18 protein-coding genes are annotated in these 20,396 nt (G+C 61.0%); 8 read left to right on the top strand and 10 right to left on the bottom strand.

Annotated elements, in window-relative coordinates:
* Positions 1-13 precede the first annotated feature (13 nt).
* Positions 14-2,182, top strand: coding sequence for an RNA degradosome polyphosphate kinase (locus V7660_RS06615; RefSeq protein ID WP_335602334.1), 2,169 nt, complete (start codon positions 14-16; stop codon positions 2,180-2,182).
* Between the two features lie 5 nt (positions 2,183-2,187).
* Positions 2,188-3,666 carry a Ppx/GppA family phosphatase gene (locus V7660_RS06610; protein ID WP_335602333.1) on the top strand — a complete coding sequence of 493 codons (1,479 nt, stop codon included), beginning with the start codon at positions 2,188-2,190 and terminating at the stop codon, positions 3,664-3,666.
* A 2-nt stretch (positions 3,667-3,668) separates the two neighbouring features.
* On the opposite strand, the gene rnd is transcribed toward V7660_RS06610, so the two are convergent.
* Entirely contained in the window at positions 3,669-4,835 is a 1,167-nt protein-coding gene (rnd, locus tag V7660_RS06605) for a ribonuclease D (protein WP_335602332.1), read from the bottom strand.
* Positions 4,836-4,933: 98 nt separating this feature from the next.
* Between rnd and aspS the strand changes: the two genes are divergently transcribed.
* Positions 4,934-6,772 (top strand): aspartate--tRNA ligase, encoded by a 1,839-nt coding sequence (aspS, locus tag V7660_RS06600; RefSeq protein WP_335602331.1) that lies wholly within the window; start codon positions 4,934-4,936, stop codon positions 6,770-6,772.
* 70 nt (positions 6,773-6,842) lie between these two features.
* Here the strand turns inward: aspS and V7660_RS06595 are convergent, their stop codons facing one another.
* Both V7660_RS06595 and V7660_RS06590 read right to left on the bottom strand, forming a co-directional pair.
* A complete protein-coding gene (locus tag V7660_RS06595) occupies positions 6,843-7,583 on the bottom strand; it encodes a pentapeptide repeat-containing protein (RefSeq protein ID WP_335602330.1) in 741 nt (246 codons plus the stop codon).
* Between the two features lie 161 nt (positions 7,584-7,744).
* Positions 7,745-10,000 (bottom strand): TSCPD domain-containing protein, encoded by a 2,256-nt coding sequence (locus V7660_RS06590; protein ID WP_335602329.1) that lies wholly within the window; start codon positions 9,998-10,000, stop codon positions 7,745-7,747.
* A gap of 197 nt (positions 10,001-10,197) precedes the next feature.
* On the opposite strand from V7660_RS06590, the gene V7660_RS06585 reads away from it, so the two are divergent.
* Genes V7660_RS06585 through V7660_RS06575 form a run of 3 tightly spaced genes read left to right on the top strand, consistent with a single transcriptional unit; the run spans position 10,198 to position 11,583 of the window.
* The gene (locus V7660_RS06585; RefSeq protein WP_335602328.1) at positions 10,198-10,590 is read left to right on the top strand and encodes an NADH:ubiquinone oxidoreductase subunit NDUFA12; all 393 of its coding nucleotides are present in this window, start codon (positions 10,198-10,200) and stop codon (positions 10,588-10,590) included.
* Positions 10,583-11,107 (top strand): outer membrane lipid asymmetry maintenance protein MlaD, encoded by a 525-nt coding sequence (mlaD, locus tag V7660_RS06580; RefSeq protein WP_335602327.1) that lies wholly within the window; start codon positions 10,583-10,585, stop codon positions 11,105-11,107. The genes V7660_RS06585 and mlaD overlap by 8 nt, the downstream gene beginning before the upstream one ends.
* Complete coding sequence (locus V7660_RS06575; RefSeq protein WP_335602326.1) at positions 11,107-11,583, top strand: DUF2155 domain-containing protein; 477 nt, start codon at positions 11,107-11,109, stop codon at positions 11,581-11,583. The genes mlaD and V7660_RS06575 overlap by 1 nt, the downstream gene beginning before the upstream one ends.
* Here V7660_RS06575 and aat read toward each other — a convergent pair.
* The 4 genes from aat to V7660_RS06555 all read right to left on the bottom strand — a co-directional run bounded on the left by aat (position 11,496) and on the right by V7660_RS06555 (position 14,541).
* Positions 11,496-12,173 carry a leucyl/phenylalanyl-tRNA--protein transferase gene (gene aat / locus V7660_RS06570; protein ID WP_335602325.1) on the bottom strand — a complete coding sequence of 226 codons (678 nt, stop codon included), beginning with the start codon at positions 12,171-12,173 and terminating at the stop codon, positions 11,496-11,498. The genes V7660_RS06575 and aat overlap by 88 nt on opposite strands.
* A 78-nt stretch (positions 12,174-12,251) precedes the next feature.
* The gene (accC, locus tag V7660_RS06565) at positions 12,252-13,622 is read right to left on the bottom strand and encodes an acetyl-CoA carboxylase biotin carboxylase subunit (protein WP_335602324.1); all 1,371 of its coding nucleotides are present in this window, start codon (positions 13,620-13,622) and stop codon (positions 12,252-12,254) included.
* Position 13,623: 1 nt separating this feature from the next.
* Positions 13,624-14,091, bottom strand: coding sequence for an acetyl-CoA carboxylase biotin carboxyl carrier protein (gene accB / locus V7660_RS06560; protein WP_335602323.1), 468 nt, complete (start codon positions 14,089-14,091; stop codon positions 13,624-13,626).
* Positions 14,092-14,106: 15 nt separating this feature from the next.
* A complete protein-coding gene (locus V7660_RS06555; RefSeq protein WP_335602322.1) occupies positions 14,107-14,541 on the bottom strand; it encodes a type II 3-dehydroquinate dehydratase in 435 nt (144 codons plus the stop codon).
* Between the two features lie 64 nt (positions 14,542-14,605).
* On the opposite strand from V7660_RS06555, the gene thiS reads away from it, so the two are divergent.
* Positions 14,606-14,818 (top strand): sulfur carrier protein ThiS, encoded by a 213-nt coding sequence (gene thiS / locus V7660_RS06550; RefSeq protein WP_335602321.1) that lies wholly within the window; start codon positions 14,606-14,608, stop codon positions 14,816-14,818.
* Between the two features lie 61 nt (positions 14,819-14,879).
* Positions 14,880-15,650, top strand: coding sequence for a thiazole synthase (locus V7660_RS06545; protein WP_335602320.1), 771 nt, complete (start codon positions 14,880-14,882; stop codon positions 15,648-15,650).
* Here V7660_RS06545 and V7660_RS06540 read toward each other — a convergent pair whose 3' ends face one another.
* The 3 genes from V7660_RS06540 to V7660_RS06530 are packed head-to-tail and all read right to left on the bottom strand — an operon-like array spanning position 15,651 to position 20,394.
* The gene (locus tag V7660_RS06540) at positions 15,651-17,021 is read right to left on the bottom strand and encodes a GntP family permease (RefSeq protein WP_335602319.1); all 1,371 of its coding nucleotides are present in this window, start codon (positions 17,019-17,021) and stop codon (positions 15,651-15,653) included. It abuts the gene before it with no gap.
* On the bottom strand, positions 17,012-18,031 hold the full coding sequence (locus V7660_RS06535) for an SMP-30/gluconolactonase/LRE family protein (RefSeq protein ID WP_335602318.1): 1,020 nt from the start codon (positions 18,029-18,031) through the stop codon (positions 17,012-17,014). Before V7660_RS06535 ends, V7660_RS06540 begins: the two co-directional genes overlap by 10 nt.
* Positions 18,028-20,394, bottom strand: a complete 2,367-nt coding sequence (locus V7660_RS06530; RefSeq protein ID WP_335602317.1) for a glycoside hydrolase family 3 N-terminal domain-containing protein — start codon at positions 20,392-20,394, stop codon at positions 18,028-18,030. The genes V7660_RS06535 and V7660_RS06530 overlap by 4 nt, the downstream gene beginning before the upstream one ends.
* Positions 20,395-20,396: the final 2 nt, after the last annotated feature.

The raw sequence follows: 20,396 nt of genomic DNA, 5'->3' as shown, positions 1-20,396 counted from the left end.
CGGAGTTGGCATCATGGCCGATGGACAGTCTGGTACCCAGAAGCAGCTGATGAGCGCTCCGGAGCGGTTCCTGAACCGGGAATTGTCCTGGCTCGAATTCAACCAGCGTGTTCTGGAAGAAGCCTCCAATCAGGACCATCCGCTGCTGGAACGCCTGCGCTTCCTGTCGATCTCGGCGAGCAATCTCGATGAATTCGAAATGGTTCGCTATGCGGGCCTGCGCGAGCAGGTGCGGGCGGGCGTGGTGAAGGCCAGCCAGGACGGCCTCACCCCCGGTGAACAGGTCGACCGGATCGAGGAAACCTCGCTCAAACTGATTGCCGAGCAGCAGGAGCGCTGGCGCAGTCTGAAGAAGGAACTGCATGCCGAAGGCGTTGACGTGCTCGGCGTGAAGGATCTGAACAAGAAGGACCGCCTCGAACTCGACAAGTATTTCCGGTCCAACATCTTCCCGGTCCTGACCCCGCTTGCGGTCGACCCGGCGCATCCTTTCCCGTTTATTCCCAATCTCGGCTTTTCGATCGCGATCAATCTGGTCGCGAAGGGCAATGGCGAGGACCATGTCGGGATCATTCCCTTGCCGGCCTTTGTCCGCCGTTTCATCCGGCTGCCAAAAGGCACGAAGGGCAATCTGCGCTTCATCGCGCTGGAAGACGTCATCGGCATGTTCATTGACGAGTTGTTCCCCGGCTTTGAGGAAAAGGATCGCTGTCTGTTCCGGGTCATCCGGGACAGCGATATCGAGATCGAGGAAGAAGCCGAAGATCTGATCCGCGAATTCGAGGTTCTGCTGAAGCAGCGCCGCCGGGGACGTATCGTCCGCATTCGGATGCAGTCGAGTGCGCCAGAGGATTTGCGACGGCTGATCACGCATGAGATCGGCGCCGAAGAAGCCGACATCGTTCTCTATGATGGCATCCTCGGCATGGCGCAGCTGTCGGAGCTGATCGTCAGTGATCGTCCGGATTTGCAATTTCCGTCTTATGAGCCGCGCTATCCGGAACGTATCCGCGAAATGGGCGGCGACTGTTTTGCAGCGATCCGGGCCAAGGACATTTTGGTCCACCACCCGTTCGAGACATTTGATGTGGTGGTGCAGTTCATCCGCCAGGCTGCCGCCGACCCGCAAGTGGTGGCCATCAAGCAGACACTTTACCGGACCACAGCAAATTCTCCCATTGTCGCTGCGCTGATTGAGGCGGCCGAAGCTGGGAAGAACGTCACGGCGCTGGTTGAGATCAAGGCGCGCTTTGATGAGGAGGCCAATCTCCGTCTCGCGCGTGATCTTGAACGTGCCGGCGTGCAGGTTGTGTACGGATTTATCGAGTACAAGACACATGCCAAGGTCTCTCTCGTGGTTCGGCGTGAAGGCGACGAGCTGCGCACCTATACCCATTTCGGCACGGGAAATTATCACCCGATCAATGCCCGTATCTATACGGATTTGTCCTTGTTTACTGCCGACGCCGCGCTGGGGCGCGACGCCAACCGATTGTTCAACTTCGTCACCGCCTATCGCGAGCCGCCGTCTGTTGGCCCTGTCATGGAAAAGGTCTCGATGTCGCCGCTCGACCTGAAGGAAAATCTGATCGGGATGATCGAGGCGGAGGCGGACGCCGCGCGCAAGGGAGAACCCTGCGGCATCTGGGCGAAGATGAACTCGCTGGTCGATGGCGAAGTCATTGACGCGCTCTACGCGGCGAGCCAGTGCGGTGTCCCGATCATTCTGGTTGTGCGCGGCATCTGCTGCCTGCGGCCGGGGGTTCCCGGATTGTCGGACAACATTTCCGTCAAGAGCATTGTGGGCCGGTTCCTCGAACATTCCCGCATCGTCTGTTTTGCAAATGGTGAAGTCCTGCCATCGCCCAAAGCCAAAGTATTCATTTCATCGGCGGACTGGATGCCGCGCAATCTGAACCGGCGCGTGGAAGCCTTGGTGCCGGTCGAGAACCCGACGGTTCACCGTCAGGTCCTGAACCAGATCATGGTGGCAAACCTGAATGATGAGCAGCAGAGCTGGATCATGCGCGAGGACGGCGTCTATGAGCGCATGGAGCTGAGAGCGGGCGCCGAATCCTTCTCGGCCCATACCTATTTCATGGATAATCCCAGCCTGTCCGGACGCGGGAGCGCGCTGGAAGTCAGTCTGCCGCCGCGCCTCAAACCGCGGGAAGGCGTCTAGACTTGATGTTTCCGAAGTCCGAGCGCGCCGCCATTATCGACATCGGGTCAAACTCGGTCCGTCTCGTGATCTATGATGTGCTCGGCACGTCGATCCTTCCGACCTTCAATGAAAAGGTCATGGCGGGTCTGGGTCAGGGTCTCATGCAGACCGGCAGGCTATCGCCTACCGGGGTCGACTCGGCGCTCAAGGCGCTCGGCCGGTATCGCGCGATCCTGAGAGCCCTGAATTTGCGACACTATACGGCCGTTGCCACCGCCGCTGTCCGGTCGGCGGAGAACGGTCCGGAATTCATAAATCTGGCCTCGAAGGCATTGGGACGGCGCGTGACTATCCTGTCCGGCGAAGATGAGGCCCGCTTGTCAGCTGTAGGCGTGGAAGCGAGCTTTCACGCGCCGCATGGCCTGATTGGGGATCTCGGCGGCTCCAGTCTCGAATTCAAGCAGATCGGGGGCAAGGCCGAGCGAGGCGAAAGCCTGATGCTGGGTCCGCTCTCGCTGGTCGAGGGTGACATCGATCTGAAGGCTCTCCGCAAGACTATCCGGGCTGAACTCAAGACATCTGACGTCCTGGCGCGGTCATCCGGCCGGTTCTATGCGGTCGGCGGCGCGTGGCGGACCATCGCCAAGCTGAACATGCAATTGGAGAATTATGCGCTCCAGGTGCTGCAGGGCTACCAGCTATCGAAAACGCAGGTCGACAAGGTCGCCAGGCTTTGTTTCGACAGTCTGACCAATTCGACCGCGCGCGCCATGCTGGAATCCATCGACAAGCGCCGCGCAAAGCATTTGCCCGTCGCGGCCATGCTGCTTCAGGAGATTCTGGCCACGGGCCGGCTAGAGGGTGTGACGATCTCGTCTGCCGGTCTCCGCGAGGGTGTGCTGCGAGACGCGCTCGGCGCACCGGCACATGACCCCTTGATGGATGGCGCGATCGCGTTTGCGCGGCTCGACAAGAACCAGATCCTGTTCGGAGAGGCGCTGCACGAATTCATCGCGCCCGCCTTGGCGCCGGAGCCGGACCTGTTCGGATCCCCCGCTGCCGACGCGAGAATTGAGAAAGCTGCCTGCATGATGGCGGACAGCGCCGGGCGCTTCCATCCGGATCACCGGTCTATCATGGCGTATGATCAGGCGTTGAGGGCGCCCTATGTCGGGGTCTCGCATAGTGAGCGCGCCCTGATCGCCTATGCGATTGGTTGTCGCTACGAAAAGGATTTCAAGCGGCCGGATGACTATGTCGGCCTGACCACGCCCGAGCAGGACGAGCGAGCCCGACAGATTGGCAGCGCCATGCGTCTCGGGGCGGTGTTCTCCGGACGGTCCGGGCCTATCCTTCAGCGCGCGCGGCTCGTGCGCACGCATGATGCGCTGGAATTGCGGGTTTCCAAGGCTGATGCGGCCATGGTGTCCGATACTGTGGAACGCCGCCTCTCACAGACGGCCAGCCAGCTCCGGCTGAAGCCGGATGTGGTCATCAGCTGACGCTAGACATCGAACAGACGGACCTGGCCCCCTTCGAAGGAGACTGCCAGCTTGCCGTTCAGCAGGGCCTGTGCCCGCTGTCCGAACATGTCATACCGCCAGCCGGACATGGCCGCGATCTCGTCACCGGTCTCGCCGCGGGCAATCCGGTCGATGTCGGACGCATTGGCGATCAGACGCGGAACCACGTCATTCTCTTCGCTGACATGCTTCAGGAGGACTTTGAGGAGTTCCGGTGCACCGGCCGGTATCTGGGCGTTCTGGACACGGGGGCCGAGTTCAGGCGCGAACTTGTCCGGATTGTCGATGGCATCGGTGACCGCTTCGAGCAGGCCCTGGCCGAATTTTGACCGGATGAACCCGTTGGGGACCGCGCGCAGCTGGCCGAACTCGCCCTCGGAGCGGGGCTTCTGGCTGGCGATTTCCTGAATAGCGTCATCCTTCAGGATACGGCGGCGCGGCTTGTCGAGCTCCTGGGCAAGCGATTCCCGCCATGCGGCGACCGCTACAACGATGGCCGCATAATCCTTCTTGGGCTTGCGCAGTTTCAGGCGCTGCCAGGCATTGGCCGGGTCAGTATCGTACTTTGCGGGATCTTCGAGGTCTGCCATCTCCTCGCGCACCCAGCCGAGGCGGCCACGGGTCTCGAGCTGGTCGCGCATCTTGAGATATGCATCGCGCAGATGGGTCACGTCGCCGAGGGCATAGACGAGCTGTTTCTGGCTCAGCGGGCGGCGTGTCCAGTCGGTGAACTGGCTGGATTTGTCGATCTGCCGCTTCAGCAGGCGCTGGACCAGATTGTCATAAGAGATCGAATCGCCAAGGCCGAGCGCCATGGCGGCAACCTGGGTGTCGAAGATCGGGCCGGGTGGATGGCCAATCAGACGGTTGAAGATTTCAAGGTCTTGTCGGGCAGCGTGGAAGACCTTTACCCGGTTGTCCGCAGCGATCAGGTCGAGGAAGGGACCAATGTCCAGATCCTCGGCCAATGGGTCGATCAAGCCTTCTACGCCGGGGGCGGAGGCTTGGACAAGGCAGAGTTCCGGCCAATAGGTCGTTTCCCGGTGGAACTCGGTATCGACACAGATAAAGTCGGATTCTGCGAGCTTTCCGCACAGGTCTTCCAGTGCCGACTGCTCAGTAATGGGAGTCAGGGTGTTGTCAGTCATCGCGCGCTTGCGTATCGCATCGCCTTGACAATTGCGAGAGCTTGAATGCCTTTCGCGCCTTTATTTCTGTTGGACCGAATTTCCGGAGAGAGCATCCGATGCACGCCTATCGCACCCACACTTGCGGGGAACTTCGTAAGTCCCATGTCGGTGAAACCGTAAAACTGTCTGGCTGGCTTCACCGCCGCCGCGATCATGGCGGGGTGATGTTCATTGACCTGCGGGATCATTACGGCCTGACGCAGATCGTGTTCAATCCGGGCTCGCCCGGGTTCGGTACGGTTGAGCGCCTGCGTGCGGAGAGCGTGATCACGCTGGAAGGCAAGGTCGTGGCGCGCGATGAGAGCCTCGTGAACCCGAACCTCGCCACGGGTGAGATCGAAATCGTGGCTGGCGAAGTCATGGTCCAGTCGGAAGCCGCCGAACTGCCGCTGCCGGTGTTTGGTGAACCGGACTATCCGGAAGAGATTCGCCTGACGCATCGCTATCTCGATCTGCGCCGCGAGACGCTGCACAAAAACATGATCCTGCGTAGCCAGGTGATCGCCAGCCTGCGTCGGCGCATGCTCGAGCAGGGCTTTACCGAGTACCAGACGCCGATCCTGACGGCTTCCAGCCCCGAAGGCGCGCGTGACTTCCTCGTGCCGAGCCGGATTCATCCGGGCGAATTCTACGCGCTGCCGCAGGCGCCGCAGCAGTTCAAGCAATTGCTGATGGTGTCGGGCTTTGACCGTTACTTCCAGATTGCGCCGTGCTTCCGCGATGAAGACGCCCGTGCAGACCGCTCGCCGGGCGAATTCTACCAGCTCGACATCGAAATGAGCTTTGTCACGCAGGAAGATGTCTTCAACGCGATCGAGCCGGTGATGGCCGGCGTGTTCAGCGAGTTCGCTGACTGGGAAGGCAAGGGCCGCAAAGTGACGGACGGCGCGTTCCCGCGTATTCCTTATGCTGAAGCGATGGCGAAGTATGGTTCCGACAAGCCGGACCTGCGCAACCCGATCGAACTGGCGGATGTGTCCGAATTCTTCGAGGATGACAGCAAGACGGGCTTTGGCATCTTCGCCAAGATCATTGGCGGCGGTGGACGCGTGATCGCGATCCCGGCGCCGAAGGCCGCTGCGGAGAAATCCCGCAAATTCTTCGACGAACTGGACAAGTGGGCGAAGAAAGAGATGCAGGCGCCGGGCCTCGGCTATGCCCGCCTCAAGGAGGCCGATGGCGGCGGTGTCGACAGCCAGGATCCGGTCCTGAAGAATTTCGAGCCTGCCCATCTGGCCGCGCTTCTGGAAAAGCTCGGCCTTGGCGCCGGGGATGGCATCTTCTTCTCTGCCGGGAAGAAAAGCGACGCCTACAAGCTCGCGGGGGCCGCGCGGACGAAGGTCGGCGAAGAGCTGGGCCTGATCGAGGATGGCGTCTTCCGGCTCTGCTGGATCATCGATTTCCCGATGTACGAGTATGACGAAGACAACAAGAAGGTCGATTTCAGCCACAACCCGTTCTCGATGCCCCAGGGCGGGATGGACGCATTGCTGGCGGCTGACACGGAAGAAAAACAGCTCGACCTCAAGGCCTACCAGTACGACATCGTTTGCAACGGTGTGGAGCTGTCATCCGGCGCGATCCGGAACCACAGCCCGCAATTGATGCTGAAGGCGTTTGAACTGGCAGGCTATGGCCCCGACGTCGTGGAAGCGGAGTTTGGCGGCATGCTGAACGCGTTCCGTTATGGCGCGCCGCCACATGGCGGGATCGCACCGGGTGTCGACCGGATCGTGATGTTGCTGGCAGATGCCGAGAACATTCGTGACGTGACGCTGTTCCCGATGAACCAGCAGGCGCGCGACCTGATGATGCAGGCGCCAAGCCCGGTGGATGAGAAGCAACTCAAAGAGTTGCACATCCGGCTGGCCCCGCAAATGAAGTCCGAGAAATAGTTTCCGGCAAATCGGATTGAGAAGGCGGAGGGCTGAGCTCTCCGCCTTTTTCTTTGATCTGTGGGTAAGCTTACTTGCTGGCGATAGCCGCAGGCGCTGTCGCCGTGCCGCACAGGGGCAGGGTGAATGTGGCCGGCAGACTGGTGCTGAGCGAGACGCACGCGCCCTCGAAGTCAGCAAATTCGGCGCCCTGAATACCGGTCAGGTCGGCATCGATGAACCGGACATCCTTGAAGGATGCGTTCTGGATCATCGCATTGCGGAGTTGGGCGCCGGTCATGTTCGCGCCATTGAAGATCGCCCCGGTCAGAATGGACTCATTGAGCCAGGCGCCTGTCATGTTTGCTCCCGACAGATCCGCAGTTTCCATGCGGGAGGCAGTCAGATCCGCCGAGGCGAAATTGGCGCCCACGAGCAGGGCGCCCTGTAGGTTGGCCCCGCGAACATTGGCACTGCGGAAGTCTGCGCCGGTCGCCTGAATGCCCTGCAGGCGGGCGTCAGACAGGCCAGCGCCGGAAAAGCGGGCCGAGGTCAGGGTTGCGCCACGCATGTCGGCGCTGGTCGCGTCGGCATTCTCGAAATTGGCATTGCTGGCCTGCACACCGCGCATGAAGGCATATTCCATCTTCGCGCTGGAATAGTTTCCGCCAGCCAGGGACCAGCCTGTCAGATTTTTCCCGGAAAGGTCGCACTCGCCGCAGGCACCTGCATAGCCGGGGGACCATGCCACGGGTTGGCTCTGCGCCTTTGCCGACAGGGGGGCAAAGGACATGGCTGATGCGACAAGTAATGCATATACCAAACGGGTCATGCATTATGGATAGCGCCTGATTTTGTTGCTCCAAACTGAACAAACAGTAAGGAGTGTCTAAATCAGCAGAAGTGTTGCAATTCCGCCATGCCTTGGAAAACGGCTATTAACCGAAATCAGGCGCAGAAGACCGTCCCTGTTTATTGAAACCGGCACAGTAATCAGGACGGAATTTCACTTGTATCCTGCAATTCCTGTCCGCACGTGTCGCACTCGGATTCACCGCCTTCGCTGATCTGGAACACAGTAAAGCTGCCGCAATTCGGGCAGGCGTCGCTGAGATATTCCGGTGCGTTCAACGAATCCGATTCGCCCTCGTCCTCTGACAGCTTCTCTTCGCGTTTCTTGTCGAGGATGACGATATTGTCGGGCAGCTGCCCGCGCGAGAAGCCCCGCGAAATCAGCTGGGCGGCTTCTTCGGTGAACTCGGCTGGCTCGCGTGTCCCATCACCGGCGCCCCTGCCGAGGCCGTCATGGGTGACGTCCACTTCGGCCAGATCATCCCGGCCCAAATAGGACACGGCCAATTCGCGGAAGATATAGTCCAGGATCGAGGTTGCCTTAGTGATCCGATCATTCCCGGTCACGGCCCCGGCAGGCTCGAATCGCGTGAACACGAAGGCATCCACGAATTCTTCCAGCGGCACGCCATATTGCAGCCCGATCGAGGTAGCGATGGCGAAATTGTTCATCAGGCTCCGGAAGGCGGCGCCTTCCTTGTGCATGTCGATGAAGATCTCACCGAGCGCGCCATCATCGAACTCACCAGTGTGAAGGTAGACCTTGTGACCCCCAACGGAGGCCTTCTGGATGTAACCCTTTCGGCGATCAGGCAGACGTGTGCGAGCATTCTGGCCTTGGCCGGATGGCCCGACGCCGTGGGAGGATTCGTAAGGCACCTCCGCTTCGGTCGCCAACTCGTCTGCAAGTTCGAGAATGCGGTCCATCCGGTCGGCCACTTCCTCATTCGCAGGGGCCCGGATTCCGACGAGCAGGGCAGAGAGGCCTGCCGCGATGGCTCTGTCGGCCATGTCGAGACCGTTGCGGCCGCTGACCCGAATGGTCGTCTGCCCTCCAAGTGCATCCGCGCAAGCAGTGGCAAAAGCGATTTCAGCCTCGGCACTGACAGACAGATCGAGTCCGCATTGACGGAAGGCATTTGCGGCCACGTCTTCTGCGGTGCCGTTCACGGAGGCTTCGGCGTTCGCGATGTCCTTTCGGGAGAATCCCATGGCCGAGAGCAGGGCGAGACCGTCCGAATCGAAATTCTCCGGTGCCAGCTTCAGATCTTCGCTGATGATCTCGTCGCCAAGTACCCAGCGCGAAAAGGCGGCATTCAGAGGCAGGCCTTCACTGAGAGCGCGCGACACCCGGTCGAGCGCCGCTTCCGAGAAGCCGCGATCCCGCAGGCGATCCGCGCCGAGGGCGGATTCCAGGTCGTCCCCGCCACAATTGGCGACACTGCCCAGGATGGTGGGCAGGGATTCCGGGGCTGTGCGGGAGATTGCCAGCCGGGCGCATCGGGCGAGCGTGGGGCCTTCATCGGAATAGGCAAGTACGGTGCGCACGGGTGCAGCGCCCTCGCTCTCGCAGTCCGGCATCAGGTCCGAAAGATCGGCGGAAGGCAGGATCGCGACCGCGCATGACTTCCGGGACGACGCTCTGCGGGCTTCAAGGCCGAGCACCCCAGCATGGGCCGCTGTCAGCGATGTACCGGCAGCGCAGGATTTCACCAGGGCGCAGAGTGCGGCCGCCACAGCCCGGCCATCGTCGCTGTCATAGGCAAGGCCCAGTGACAGCACTGCCGCGCCAAGACCATGAATGACAAGCAGCCCGTCCCCGAGGCTTCTGCCGGCGGCTTCAGCCACCGAGCAAAGGAGATCTGCTTCAAGGCCATCCGGGCTGATCGCCAGGGACACATCCAGCAGTCGGCAGGCGAGTCGCGCCGGGGCGAGGTCTTCCTGGGCAAGCAGGATTTCTGCACCCTCCTTGAGCGCGCCCAGGAGCAGCGCGTCGAATTCCTTGCTGGCGGATTCGGCGCTGAAGACCGCGGTGGGTGGGGGTTGGTTGTTGGCAGCGGCGATTCGCAAGGCATCTGCCGTGCGTACGAACCCGTCCGGCTGGCGCAGGGCTTCCTCGAGAATGTCCTGGGGCAGGCCGGAGGCGATGGCTTCGGCGAGTTCGGCATTACGCGGCGCATTGCCGAGGCGCTCCAGCATCTCGGCGGTGGCGATCTGCGTAGCGCCCAGCAGTCCTGCAGAAGCGTAGGCCGACGCGACATTACGCAGGGATTCGTCGGTCACCGGCCGACGTCGCCGCCCGGCGGCGCGGAAGGCTGTGCCAAATTCCATCTCCGGAGAGAGCAGGCTGTCGGCCTCGGCGGCCTCCAATATGGACTCAATCTCAGCAGTTTTCATCAAACCCTCCTCGCGAATCATCAGCGAATCACTGGATAAAGCGTGACGGTTCCCGCCAGAGGTATCAACCATTTCGGCTTCAAAATTAGCTGTGCGATCATAAAATCGTGCGTCGCATTGCCTGCGGCTGCCGTATGGATTAACTGCCCGGAAGACGCCATATTACGGCCAACAAGACAGGTCAGGACATCCTCACGATGCTGAAACAGATTTTTACCTGGTGGAGCGGCAATACCATTGGTGCGGCTTTTGATATCAAGCGGCGCTCTGGCTATGTCGGGACCGACGAGTACGGCAACCGCTACTTCGAGGAGCGCAAGCCTTCGCTGGAAGGGCGCAAGCGCCGCTATGTGATGTACAAGGGCCTGGCCGAACCGTCCAAGGTGCCGGCCGACTGGCATGGCTGGCTGCACCACACGATCGACGAACCGCCGACCAAGTCGCCGCTGACGCGCCGTGACTGGGAAACCGATCACAAGCCCAACATGACGGGCACACCCTACGCCACCAAGCCGAAAGGCAGCCTGTCGACCGGCATGGCCCGCCAGAAGGCCACGGGCGATTACGAGGCATGGACTCCGGATGCGTGAATCACTCTTTGAAACCCTGATCGGCGCCGCGGTTGTGGCCGCGGCCGGCACCTTCCTCTGGTTCGCCATCGACCGGGGCGGAGAGACCCAGTCCCAGGGCGACCAGTATGAGGTCGAGGCGCGGTTCAATAATGTCTCCGGCATCTCGCGCGGGTCCGATGTGCGCATTGCCGGTGTAAAGGCTGGGATCGTCAAAAGCATCGAGGGTGACCCGGAACGATTCGAAGCGGTCGTGACCATCAGCCTGGATGAGAAATGGGCGCTGCCGGAAGATACCGATGCACGCGTTTCAACAGACGGCCTGCTCGGCGGCGCCTACGTCGCGCTGGAGCCCGGTGGCAGTTTTGACAATATCCCTCAGGATGGGTCGGGCGAGATCAAGTATACCCGCGGCAGTGTTGACCTGCTGACACTGTTTGCGTCGTTCGCGTCCGGCAGCGGCGAAGGATCATCCGATCCTGCGACTGAGCCGGCTGCCGCGACAGATGACGGCTATCCGGATGAGGACTACCAGTAATGCGAACGCTGGTTTCTGCTCTTGCGTTGACTGCCCTTGTGGCAGGCGCCGCGCATGCGGCCACCTTCGTGAAGAAGGACACGGCGACTCTCCGCGCGCTCGACAAGATCACGGGCCGCTCCACCGACATCAATGTGAAGGTCGGCGAGCCGGTCGTGTTCGGATCGCTCAAGGTGGAATTGCAGGTCTGCTACCAGACGCCCCCGGAAGAGGCGCCTGAAAGCGCCGCCTTTCTGAAGATTGCCTCCACCCAGCCTGTAGCCGTCGAAACGATGGAAGCGGCCGTGGATGCAGAAGATGTCGAAACGGTCAGCGAAGACAACCCAGAGCTCTTTTCCGGCTGGATGTATGCGTCATCACCCGGACTCAGCGCTCTGGAGCATCCTGTCTATGACATCTGGGTGATCCGCTGCGCGGCGCCTGATCCGGTGAAACTCGCGCCTCGGCCCTCAGAAGACGATCCGGAATTCGAATAGAATTTTGTCTCGACGTTCAAGGCTTCCTTGAGCAGCTTCTTGAAGTCCTGACGCGGGATTTCCACGAGTCCGAACTGTTCCAGATGCGGATTGTGAAATTGTGCGTCCAGCAGGACGAACTTGTCTTCCAGCAGATGCGCCACCAGGTGGACCAGCGCGATCTTGGACGCATCGGTCGCGCGCGAAAACATGCTTTCACCGAAGAAGGCGCCTCCCAGGGCGACGCCATACAGGCCGCCCACGAGTTCATCGCCATCCCAGCATTCAATCGAATGCGCATATCCTTCGCGATGAAGCGTGCTGTAGAGATTCAGGATCGGCGAATTGATCCAGGTGCTTTCACGGCCCTCTGCGCTTTCGGCGCACATCTCCATCACTCGTGTGAACGCCTGATCGACTGTCACGCGAAAGGGGGCCTGTTTCACTTTGCGGAGCAGGCGCTTGGGCACATGGAAACCCTTGAGCGGAATGATCCCGCGCATGTCAGGGTCGACCAGAAACAGATTCGGATCGTTGCGTGCATCGCCCATCGGAAAAATCCCGCGACGATAGCAGGCGAGCAAGTCAGATGAGCTGAATCGCTGCGACATAGCTTTTATATGAACAAGCGCACAAAGTGATGTCTACCCTTTGTCGACCCTCTCGGCCCGCCAAGGGAGAAAAAATTCCTAGCTCTCGGTATCGGGTTGATTCTCAAGAAACTTTTCGAGCCAGTGAATATTGTATTCACCCGCGAGCACTTCATCATTTTCAACGAGCCGGCGATGCAGGTCGAGGGTCGTGAAGACCCCGCCAATGACCATTTCCTGCAATGCTCTGCGAAGGCGCATGATGCATTCCCGCCGCGTGCGTCCATGCACGATCAGCTTGCCGATGAGCGAGTCGTAGTGCGGCGGAATCCGGTATCCGGAATAGGCCGCGCTATCGAGACGGACGTCGGGGCCGCCCGGTGCGTGGAAATCCGTGATCAGGCCCGGAGACGGAATGAAGGTTTGCGGATGCTCGGCATTGATCCGGCATTCGATGGCGTGGCCGACCAGCATGACGTCTTCCTGACGGAAGGAGAGTTGCTTGCCTTCGGCAATCCGGATCTGCTCGCGGACGAGGTCGATGCCGGTGATCATCTCGGTCACAGGATGCTCGACCTGAAGACGCGTGTTCATCTCGATGAAGTAGAACTTGCCGTCCTCGTAGAGGAATTCGATCGTTCCGGCGCCGCGATAGCCGAGCTTTTCCATGGCGCGGGCACAGATGCCGCCAATCTCTTCGCGCTGGGCCTGGTTAAGGGCCGGTGAGGGCGCCTCTTCGAAGACCTTCTGGTTGCGGCGCTGGAGGGAGCAATCGCGCTCCCAGAGGTGCGCGACATTGCCATGCGTGTCAGCAATGATCTGGACTTCGATATGTCGTGGGCCCTGAAGGTATTTCTCCAGGTAGACGGCGTCATCGCCAAACGCAGCCTTGGCCTCGGTCTTGGCGGTGCGGACCGCGTTTTCGAGGTCAGCTTCGGTCTTGGCGAGTTTCATGCCGCGACCGCCGCCGCCAGCAGAGGCTTTCACCAGGACAGGGAAGCCGATCTTCTTGGCGGCCTTCTTGGCTTCGGCAATCGAAGACAGGGCGCCTTCCGAGCCGGGGACACAGGGCACGCCAGCTTCGATCATCGCGGCCTTGGCCGCGATCTTGTCGCCCATGATGCGGATATGCTCGGCCGTGGGGCCAATGAAGGCCAGTCCATGCGCTTCGACCATTTCGGCGAATTGGGCATTCTCGGACAGGAAGCCATAGCCGGGATGGATCGCATCGGCGCCGGTGATCTCGGCGGCAGCGAGGATCTGCGACTTCTTCAGATAGCTTTCCGATGATGGCGCAGGCCCGATGCAGACGCTTTCGTCGGCGAGCCGGACGGCCATGGCGTCACTGTCCGCCTCAGAATGGACCACGACCGTGGACAGGCCCATTTCCTTGCAGGCGCGGTGAATCCTGAGCGCGATCTCACCGCGGTTTGCGATGAGAACCTTCTTGATGACAGGTTGGTCAGCCATATTACTCGATCAGTATGAGAGCTTCGCCATATTCGACTGGCTGGGAATCCGAAACGTATATTTCCTTCACGACGCCCGCCTTGTCGGCCTCGACCGGATTGAACGTCTTCATCGCTTCGACGAGAAGGACGGTATCGCCCTTCTTCACCTTGTCGCCAACAGCCACGAATTGTTTCGCGCCGGGTTCGGGCGACAGGTAGACCGTGCCGACCATGGGAGACTTGATTGCCTTGTCAGACGCCGCAGGCGCGGCGGGCGCGTCGCCGATGGGTGCTGCAGCAGGGGCGGCGGCGACAGGGGCTGCTGCCGGTGCGGCCATGGCGGCCTGAACAACAGGCGCAGCAGGCTTGCTTACGCGGATGCGCAGGCCTTCATGTTCAACTTCAACCTCGCCGAGGTCTGCTTCCCGCAGAATGGCTGCGAGTTCCCGGACAAGTCCGGTATCCAGCTTGTTCTTGGTGGTGCTCATGGGATGTCAGGTCTCTTATTTGCCCGTCAGGGTCTTTGCCGCCATTAGCGCCAGCTCATAACCATAGGCACCAAGGCCTGCAATCGTGGCCTTCACGGCGGGGGAAACATAATTCACCTGGCGGAACGCCTCACGCGCCGCAGGATTCGACAAATGCACTTCAATTACAGGGATCTTGCACGCTTTCAGCGCATCGTGAAGAGCAATGGAGGTATGTGTGTAGGCGGCCGCGTTCAGAATAATTGCGGACCCATGTTCGGATGCCTCCTGGATCCAGCCGACCAGTTCACCTTCATGATTCGTCTGGCGCAGTTCCAGCGCGGTTCCGTCTGCCAGGGATTCAAGGCGCGCATGGATGTCGGCCAGCGTGTCTTTCCCGTAAATCTCCGGCTCACGTGAGCCGAGAAGGTTGAGGTTCGGGCCTCCGAGGACATATACGGGCTTGGACATAGTGTTCCGTCTTGCTCTGTAACGCCCGGCAAGGCAAGGGGGCCGGTGAACGGAGAAAACCCGAATGTTGATTACAGTCAATGGCGAGTCTCGCGAAGTCGAACCTGGCACGACGCTTGCCATGCTGGCGCTTCAACTGGCAGGCGAGTCGGGCCGTGATCAGCGGGGGATTGCGATCGAACGCAATCTGGAGATTGTCCCGAAATCGGAACATGCCAGCACTGTGATTGAAGCGGGTGACCGTATAGAACTGGTCCAGTTCGTGGGGGGCGGCTGACCGCCTTCCACCTCAATCCGGTACCCCTCCTATTCTTTTGACGACCAGACAGGCCAGAATTTTGACAGATCCCCTCATCATCGCCGGCAAATCCTATAATTCCCGCCTGATCGTGGGCACGGGAAAGTACCAGTCCTACCAGCAGAACGCAGATGCGGCGCGGGCAGCGGGGGCGGAGATCGTTACGGTCGCCCTGCGGCGAGTGAACCTGTCCAATCCCGATGAAGAGCGGCTGACCGACTTCGTGAAACCGAATGAATTCACCTATTTGCCCAACACGGCCGGCTGTTACACGGCGGACGAAGCGGTCCGCACCCTGCGGTTGGCGCGGGAAGCCGGGGGCTGGAATCTCGTAAAGCTGGAAGTGCTGGCGGACCAGAAAACCCTCTATCCGAACATGCCGGAAACGCTTGAGGCGGCCAAAGCCCTGATCGCCGACGGGTTCGAGGTCATGGTCTATTGTTCCGATGACCCGGTCTACGCGAAGATGCTGGAAGATGCCGGGTGTTGCGCGATCATGCCGCTTGGCAGCCTGATCGGGTCCGGACTTGGCATCATGAACCCGGTAAATATTCGCCTGATCGTCGAACAGACGCGCGTGCCGGTGATCGTGGATGCGGGCGTGGGTACGGCCTCTGACGCCACCATCGCGATGGAGCTTGGCTGCGACGGCGTACTGATGAACACGGCCATTGCCGCCGCAAAAGATCCCATCCGCATGGCCAAGGCCATGAAACATGCCGTGATCGCAGGCCGCGAATCCTATCTCGCCGGCCGGATGCCCAAGAAGATGTATGCCGATCCGAGTTCCCCGCTCGCCGGCCTGATCTGATCAGAACAGGGCGAGCCCCGCATACAGAACCAGGCACATCAGGAATCCGACCACGCTGATCAGCGTGGTGGAGACGGTCCATGTGCGCAGCGTCTCGCCAGGCGTTATGCCGAAGATGCGCCCCACGAGCCAGAAGCCGCTATCATTCACATGACTGCCGGTCGTGGCCCCCGCGGCGATGGCGATGGCGACGATACCAAGCTGTGGGGCAGAGAGACCAGCCAGGGCCACGATGGGGGCTGTGAGCCCGGCGGACGTGATCATGGCGACCGTTGAACTGCCTTGCGCGAGGCGCAGGATGACGGCCAGTACATAGCCCGCGAACAGGGGGCCAAAGCCCATGCCGAGCGCAGCATTCGCGATCTGCTCCCCCGCGCCTGTATCGACCAGAACCTGTTTGAAAGCGCCGCCCGCGCCGGTGACAAGGATGACAGCGCCGGTCGGCTCAAAAGCACGCGCCATCGCATCCGACATCAGTTTCCGGCTCTGGACGGTCTTTGGATAAAGCAGCAGCCAGGACGCGCCACACGCAATCAGGAGCGCACTGAACGGGTGCCCGACAATTTCCAGGACATATCTGATTGGGCCTGACGGCAGGATATCGGCGAGCGTACCCATCAGGATCAGGATAAGCGGGAGCGTAATGAGGAAGATCGCCCGCTCCGGCTGTGGGGCTGGACGGTCGGCTTGGGTGTCAAGATCGTCCAGTTCGAAGGCGGGATTGCCGATTGGCATCCGGCTGCGATTATCCAGGAAGATCGCGAAGAGCGGCCCAGACACGGCGAGCGCCACGCCCCCGGTAATCGCGCCGAACAGGATGACCCAGCCCAGATCGGCGCCAATCAGTTCCGCGATGGCGATAGGTCCGGGCGTGGGCGGCAGGAAGGCGTGGCCGACAGCGAGGCCAGCCATCAGGGGCAGGCCGAGCGACATGGCGGGCTTGAGTCGTTCATGGGCCATGGTCAGGATCAGCGGCGCGAGAATGATGAGGGCGACGTCAAAGAAGACGGGCGTCGAGGCCAGAAGTCCGATGCCGGCAATCTTCCACTGATTGGTCTTGAAGCTGGATGTGTTGGACAGCTTCGAGGCAAGCGCATCGAGAGCGCCCGAGGCCTGAAGGATGGCGCCAAACAGAGCGCCGAGGCCAATCACAGTGGCGATGAAGCCGAGCGTTCCGCCCATGCCGCTGGACAGGGTGGCAAAGGCTTGCTCCGGCGCCATTCCGGCGGCCAGCGCGCTGAATATGCTGACCAGCAGCAATGCGGCGAATGCATTCAGCCGCGCGCGCAGGATGAGCACGAGCAAGGCGGCAATGCCGAATCCGGTTGCAAGCAGGGGCCGGTAAACGGTGAGGGCTTCGCTCAGCTCCATGCGAGACCGGTTGCCTTCGTCCGGATACGCACCAAGGTATCGTGAGCTGTCATGTAGAGCGTCTGGCCATCCGCGTCGCCGAAGCAGCAATTGGCCGTTGCCTTGCCGGTATTGATCCGCGCGAGGGGTTTGCCGTCCGGGGAGAGGAGGAAAACGCCGCCGGGACCGGTTGCGAAAATATGCCCGGAACTGGCGACTGCCATGCCGTCGGGCAGGCCCGGCGCAGACTCTGACATGAACGGTTTGGCATCGAACAGGACAGAACTGGACGTGCCATCCGGAGACATGCGCAGGATCACCGGCTGGTCCGGGTCAGACTGGCTGACATACAGGGTCTGGCTGTCGGGCGACAGGGCCACGCCATTCGGGAAGGTCATCGTGTCGATGAGACGTGTGAGGCTGCCATCCGGCAACAGACGATAGACGCCATTGGCATCCTGCTCCTTCAGCGGCGAGTCATTCATACCCTCCAACCCATAGGGCGGGTCGGAGAAGAACAGGCTGCCGTCAGGTCCTTCAACGATGTCGTTCGGGCTGTTGAATTTCTTGCCATTGAAGGTCGCGGCGAGGGTTTCGCGCTGACCGGTCGTGAAATCCATCTTTTCGATGGCGCGTCGTCCATGATTGCAGATAAGCAGAGAGCCATCCTGCGCGATGGCAAGTCCATTGGCGCCGGGCTCGCGGAACCCCGTCGTTTCCCCGAGCGCGACACCCGATGGGTTCAGGAACTCCGTCGCGCCGCCGGCCTCGGACCATTTCCAGGCGATATTGCCCGGCACGTCCGTGAAATAGAGACAATTGCGGGCCCGGTCCCAGACCGGCCCTTCGCTCCATGTATAGCCGGAGGAGAGGGTCTCAATCGGCGCCGAGACATCGATAAGGCGCGTGGCGGCCGGGTCGAAAATCTCGACATGCGATGCCGAAGGCGCTGGGTTCGTGCGTGTCGCACAGGCTGAGAGCAGGGTGGCTGCGGCGGCAGACCCCATGAAGCCGCGTCGTGTCTGGATCATTCTACGGAAATCCTTGTTGCGATGGCACTGGCTGGTACGCCTGTCTCGCGTCCCTCGGTGATCTCGATGTCGGCGCGGCTGCGAATATCGTCCGCAGAGGCACCCACCATGAATTCGATCTTCCCAGGTTCGACCACCCAGCCGGTTCGCGCGCCATATAGCGCCGTCTGGTCAGGCGAGACGGTGAAGGTCACCGTGCGGGATTCCCCAGCCGGAATAAGGGTCCGTGTAAAGCCTCTAAGTTCCCGCTTCGGTCGGGCAATGCTCGCCAGCGGGTCCCGCATGTAGAGCTGGACCACCTCGTCCGCATCGACATCACCGGAATTGGTCACGCGGACACGGAGGACGATGTTGCCATTGCCTTGGATGGCGCTGGTAAGGTCACCATAGTCAAAGCTGGAATAGCTGAGCCCATGCCCGAACGGGAAAAGCGGGGTGATCGGAATATCGATGAACCGGTTTGTGTCTTTCGACAGATCCGGATCGGCAGGGCGCCCGCCCGGATATTCGGAATAGGTGTGTGGCACCGCGCCGGTGCGACGCGGGAACTCGATGGGCAAGCGACCTGCTGGTGAGACGTCACCCCAGACCACGTCTGCCAATGCGTTCCCCGCTTCCACGCCCAGCATCCACGCATTGAGTACGGCATCGGCGGCTTCGGCTTCCTGCTCGATCGCGAGCGGGCGTCCTGTCACGAGAATGATCGTCACAGGCTTGCCGGTCTCGAAGATGGCATTAGCCAAATCTGTCTGGTTCTTCGGCAGGGAAATGTCAGACCGGCTGCGCGCTTCACCGGAGAGATCGAAATCCTCTCCGATTACCAGCAAGACCTGGTCGGCGGCCATGGCTGCATCCACAGCCTCTTCAATTGAAGACTCCACATCCATTGAGGGATGCGCGCCGGCCGCATAGGTGACGGTCGTGCCGTCCGGCACGTTCTGCTGCAAGCCTTCAAGCAGGGAGACGACGTCTTCCGTCTTTCCCTGGGCGCGCCAGGAACCGAGCTGGGTCAGCTTGTCCTCTGCGAGGCCACCAATTACCGCTACGTTTTGCGGCGCCTTTGAGAAGGGCAGAGTCTGGTTATCATTCTTGAGTAGCACCATCGACCGGACTGCGGCCTCGTGCGCAGCCTGGCGGTGGGCATCGCTGAGCAGGGTGGCCGTCTCCCGCTCAGTGTCGTGATAGGCCATCGGATTGTCAAAGAGGCCAAGACGTTCCTTTGTCGTCAGGATGCGAGCCACGGCTGCATCAAGATCGTGCGTCAGACAGTCATCCTGCTGCACGGCGTTCTTGATGCGGGTTGGCAGGACCATGCTGGTCATGTCCATGTCGACCCCGGCGCGCAGGGCGAGCACGCCTGCCTCTTCCTCGGTTTCGGCGACGCCATGATTGATCAGTTCGGCCACCGCGTTCCAGTCGGACACGATCATGCCGTCAAAGCCCCATTCGCCGCGAAGGACATCGTCTATGAGATATTCATTGGCCGTGGACGGAACACCTGCCACGTCATTGAAGGCGGTCATCATGGAGCCTGTGCCGGCTTTGGTCGCGGCGTAGAAGGCTGGTAGATAGGTTTCCATCAGGCTCTGTTCGCTGATGTCAGCCGATCCATAGTCCCGTCCGCCGGTGGGGACACCATAGGCCCCGAAATGTTTCGTGGCGGCGAGGATCGTGTCCGGTGCGGCAAGGCTGTCGCCCTGGTATCCTTCGACCTGGGCCACGGCCATGCGGGAGCCGAGATACGGGTCGGCGCCCGCGCCCTCGACAATCCGCCCCCAGCGTGGGTCACGGGCGACATCCACCATGGGCGCGAAGGTCCAGTGCAGGCCTGACGCAGACGCTTCATCGGCGGAAATTGCGGCGGCATCCTTCCACACGGACGGATCCCATGACGCGGCCATGGCCAGCGGGACAGGGAAGATCGTGCGGTAGCCGTGGACCACATCCATCGCAAACAGGAGCGGAATGCCGAGCCGGCCTTCTTCGACTGCTACTTTTTGAAGTTCCCCGAGGGGCTCGGCGCCCGCGACATGCAGGTAGGAGCCGATCTGCCCGCTCCGGACCTTGTCGAGCTCTTCCGGGGTGAGCTTGGAATTGAGCGATTTGCTGCGACCGCCAGCGGCCTGATTGAGCTGACCCAGCTTCTCGTCAATCGTCATTTGCGAGACCAGCGACCGCACACGTTCCGAGGCGCTGGTCAGGCTCACATTCGCTGAGCAGGCTGGCGTTTCAGAACTGGCCGGCATGGTCGCAGGCGTTTTGGCGACATATTGTGTCGGTGTGGCGCAGGCGGATGCCAGCAATGTGGCTGACAAGAAGCTGGCCGCAACCGCGCGCCTCGTGCCCGTATGAGCATCGGTCATGA

The organism is Hyphomonas sp. (assembly GCF_036964145.1).
Taxonomy (GTDB): Bacteria; Pseudomonadota; Alphaproteobacteria; order Caulobacterales; family Hyphomonadaceae; genus Hyphomonas.
The sequence above is the reverse complement of the archived record's forward strand: the minus strand, read 5'-3'. Positions and strand labels throughout refer to the sequence as shown.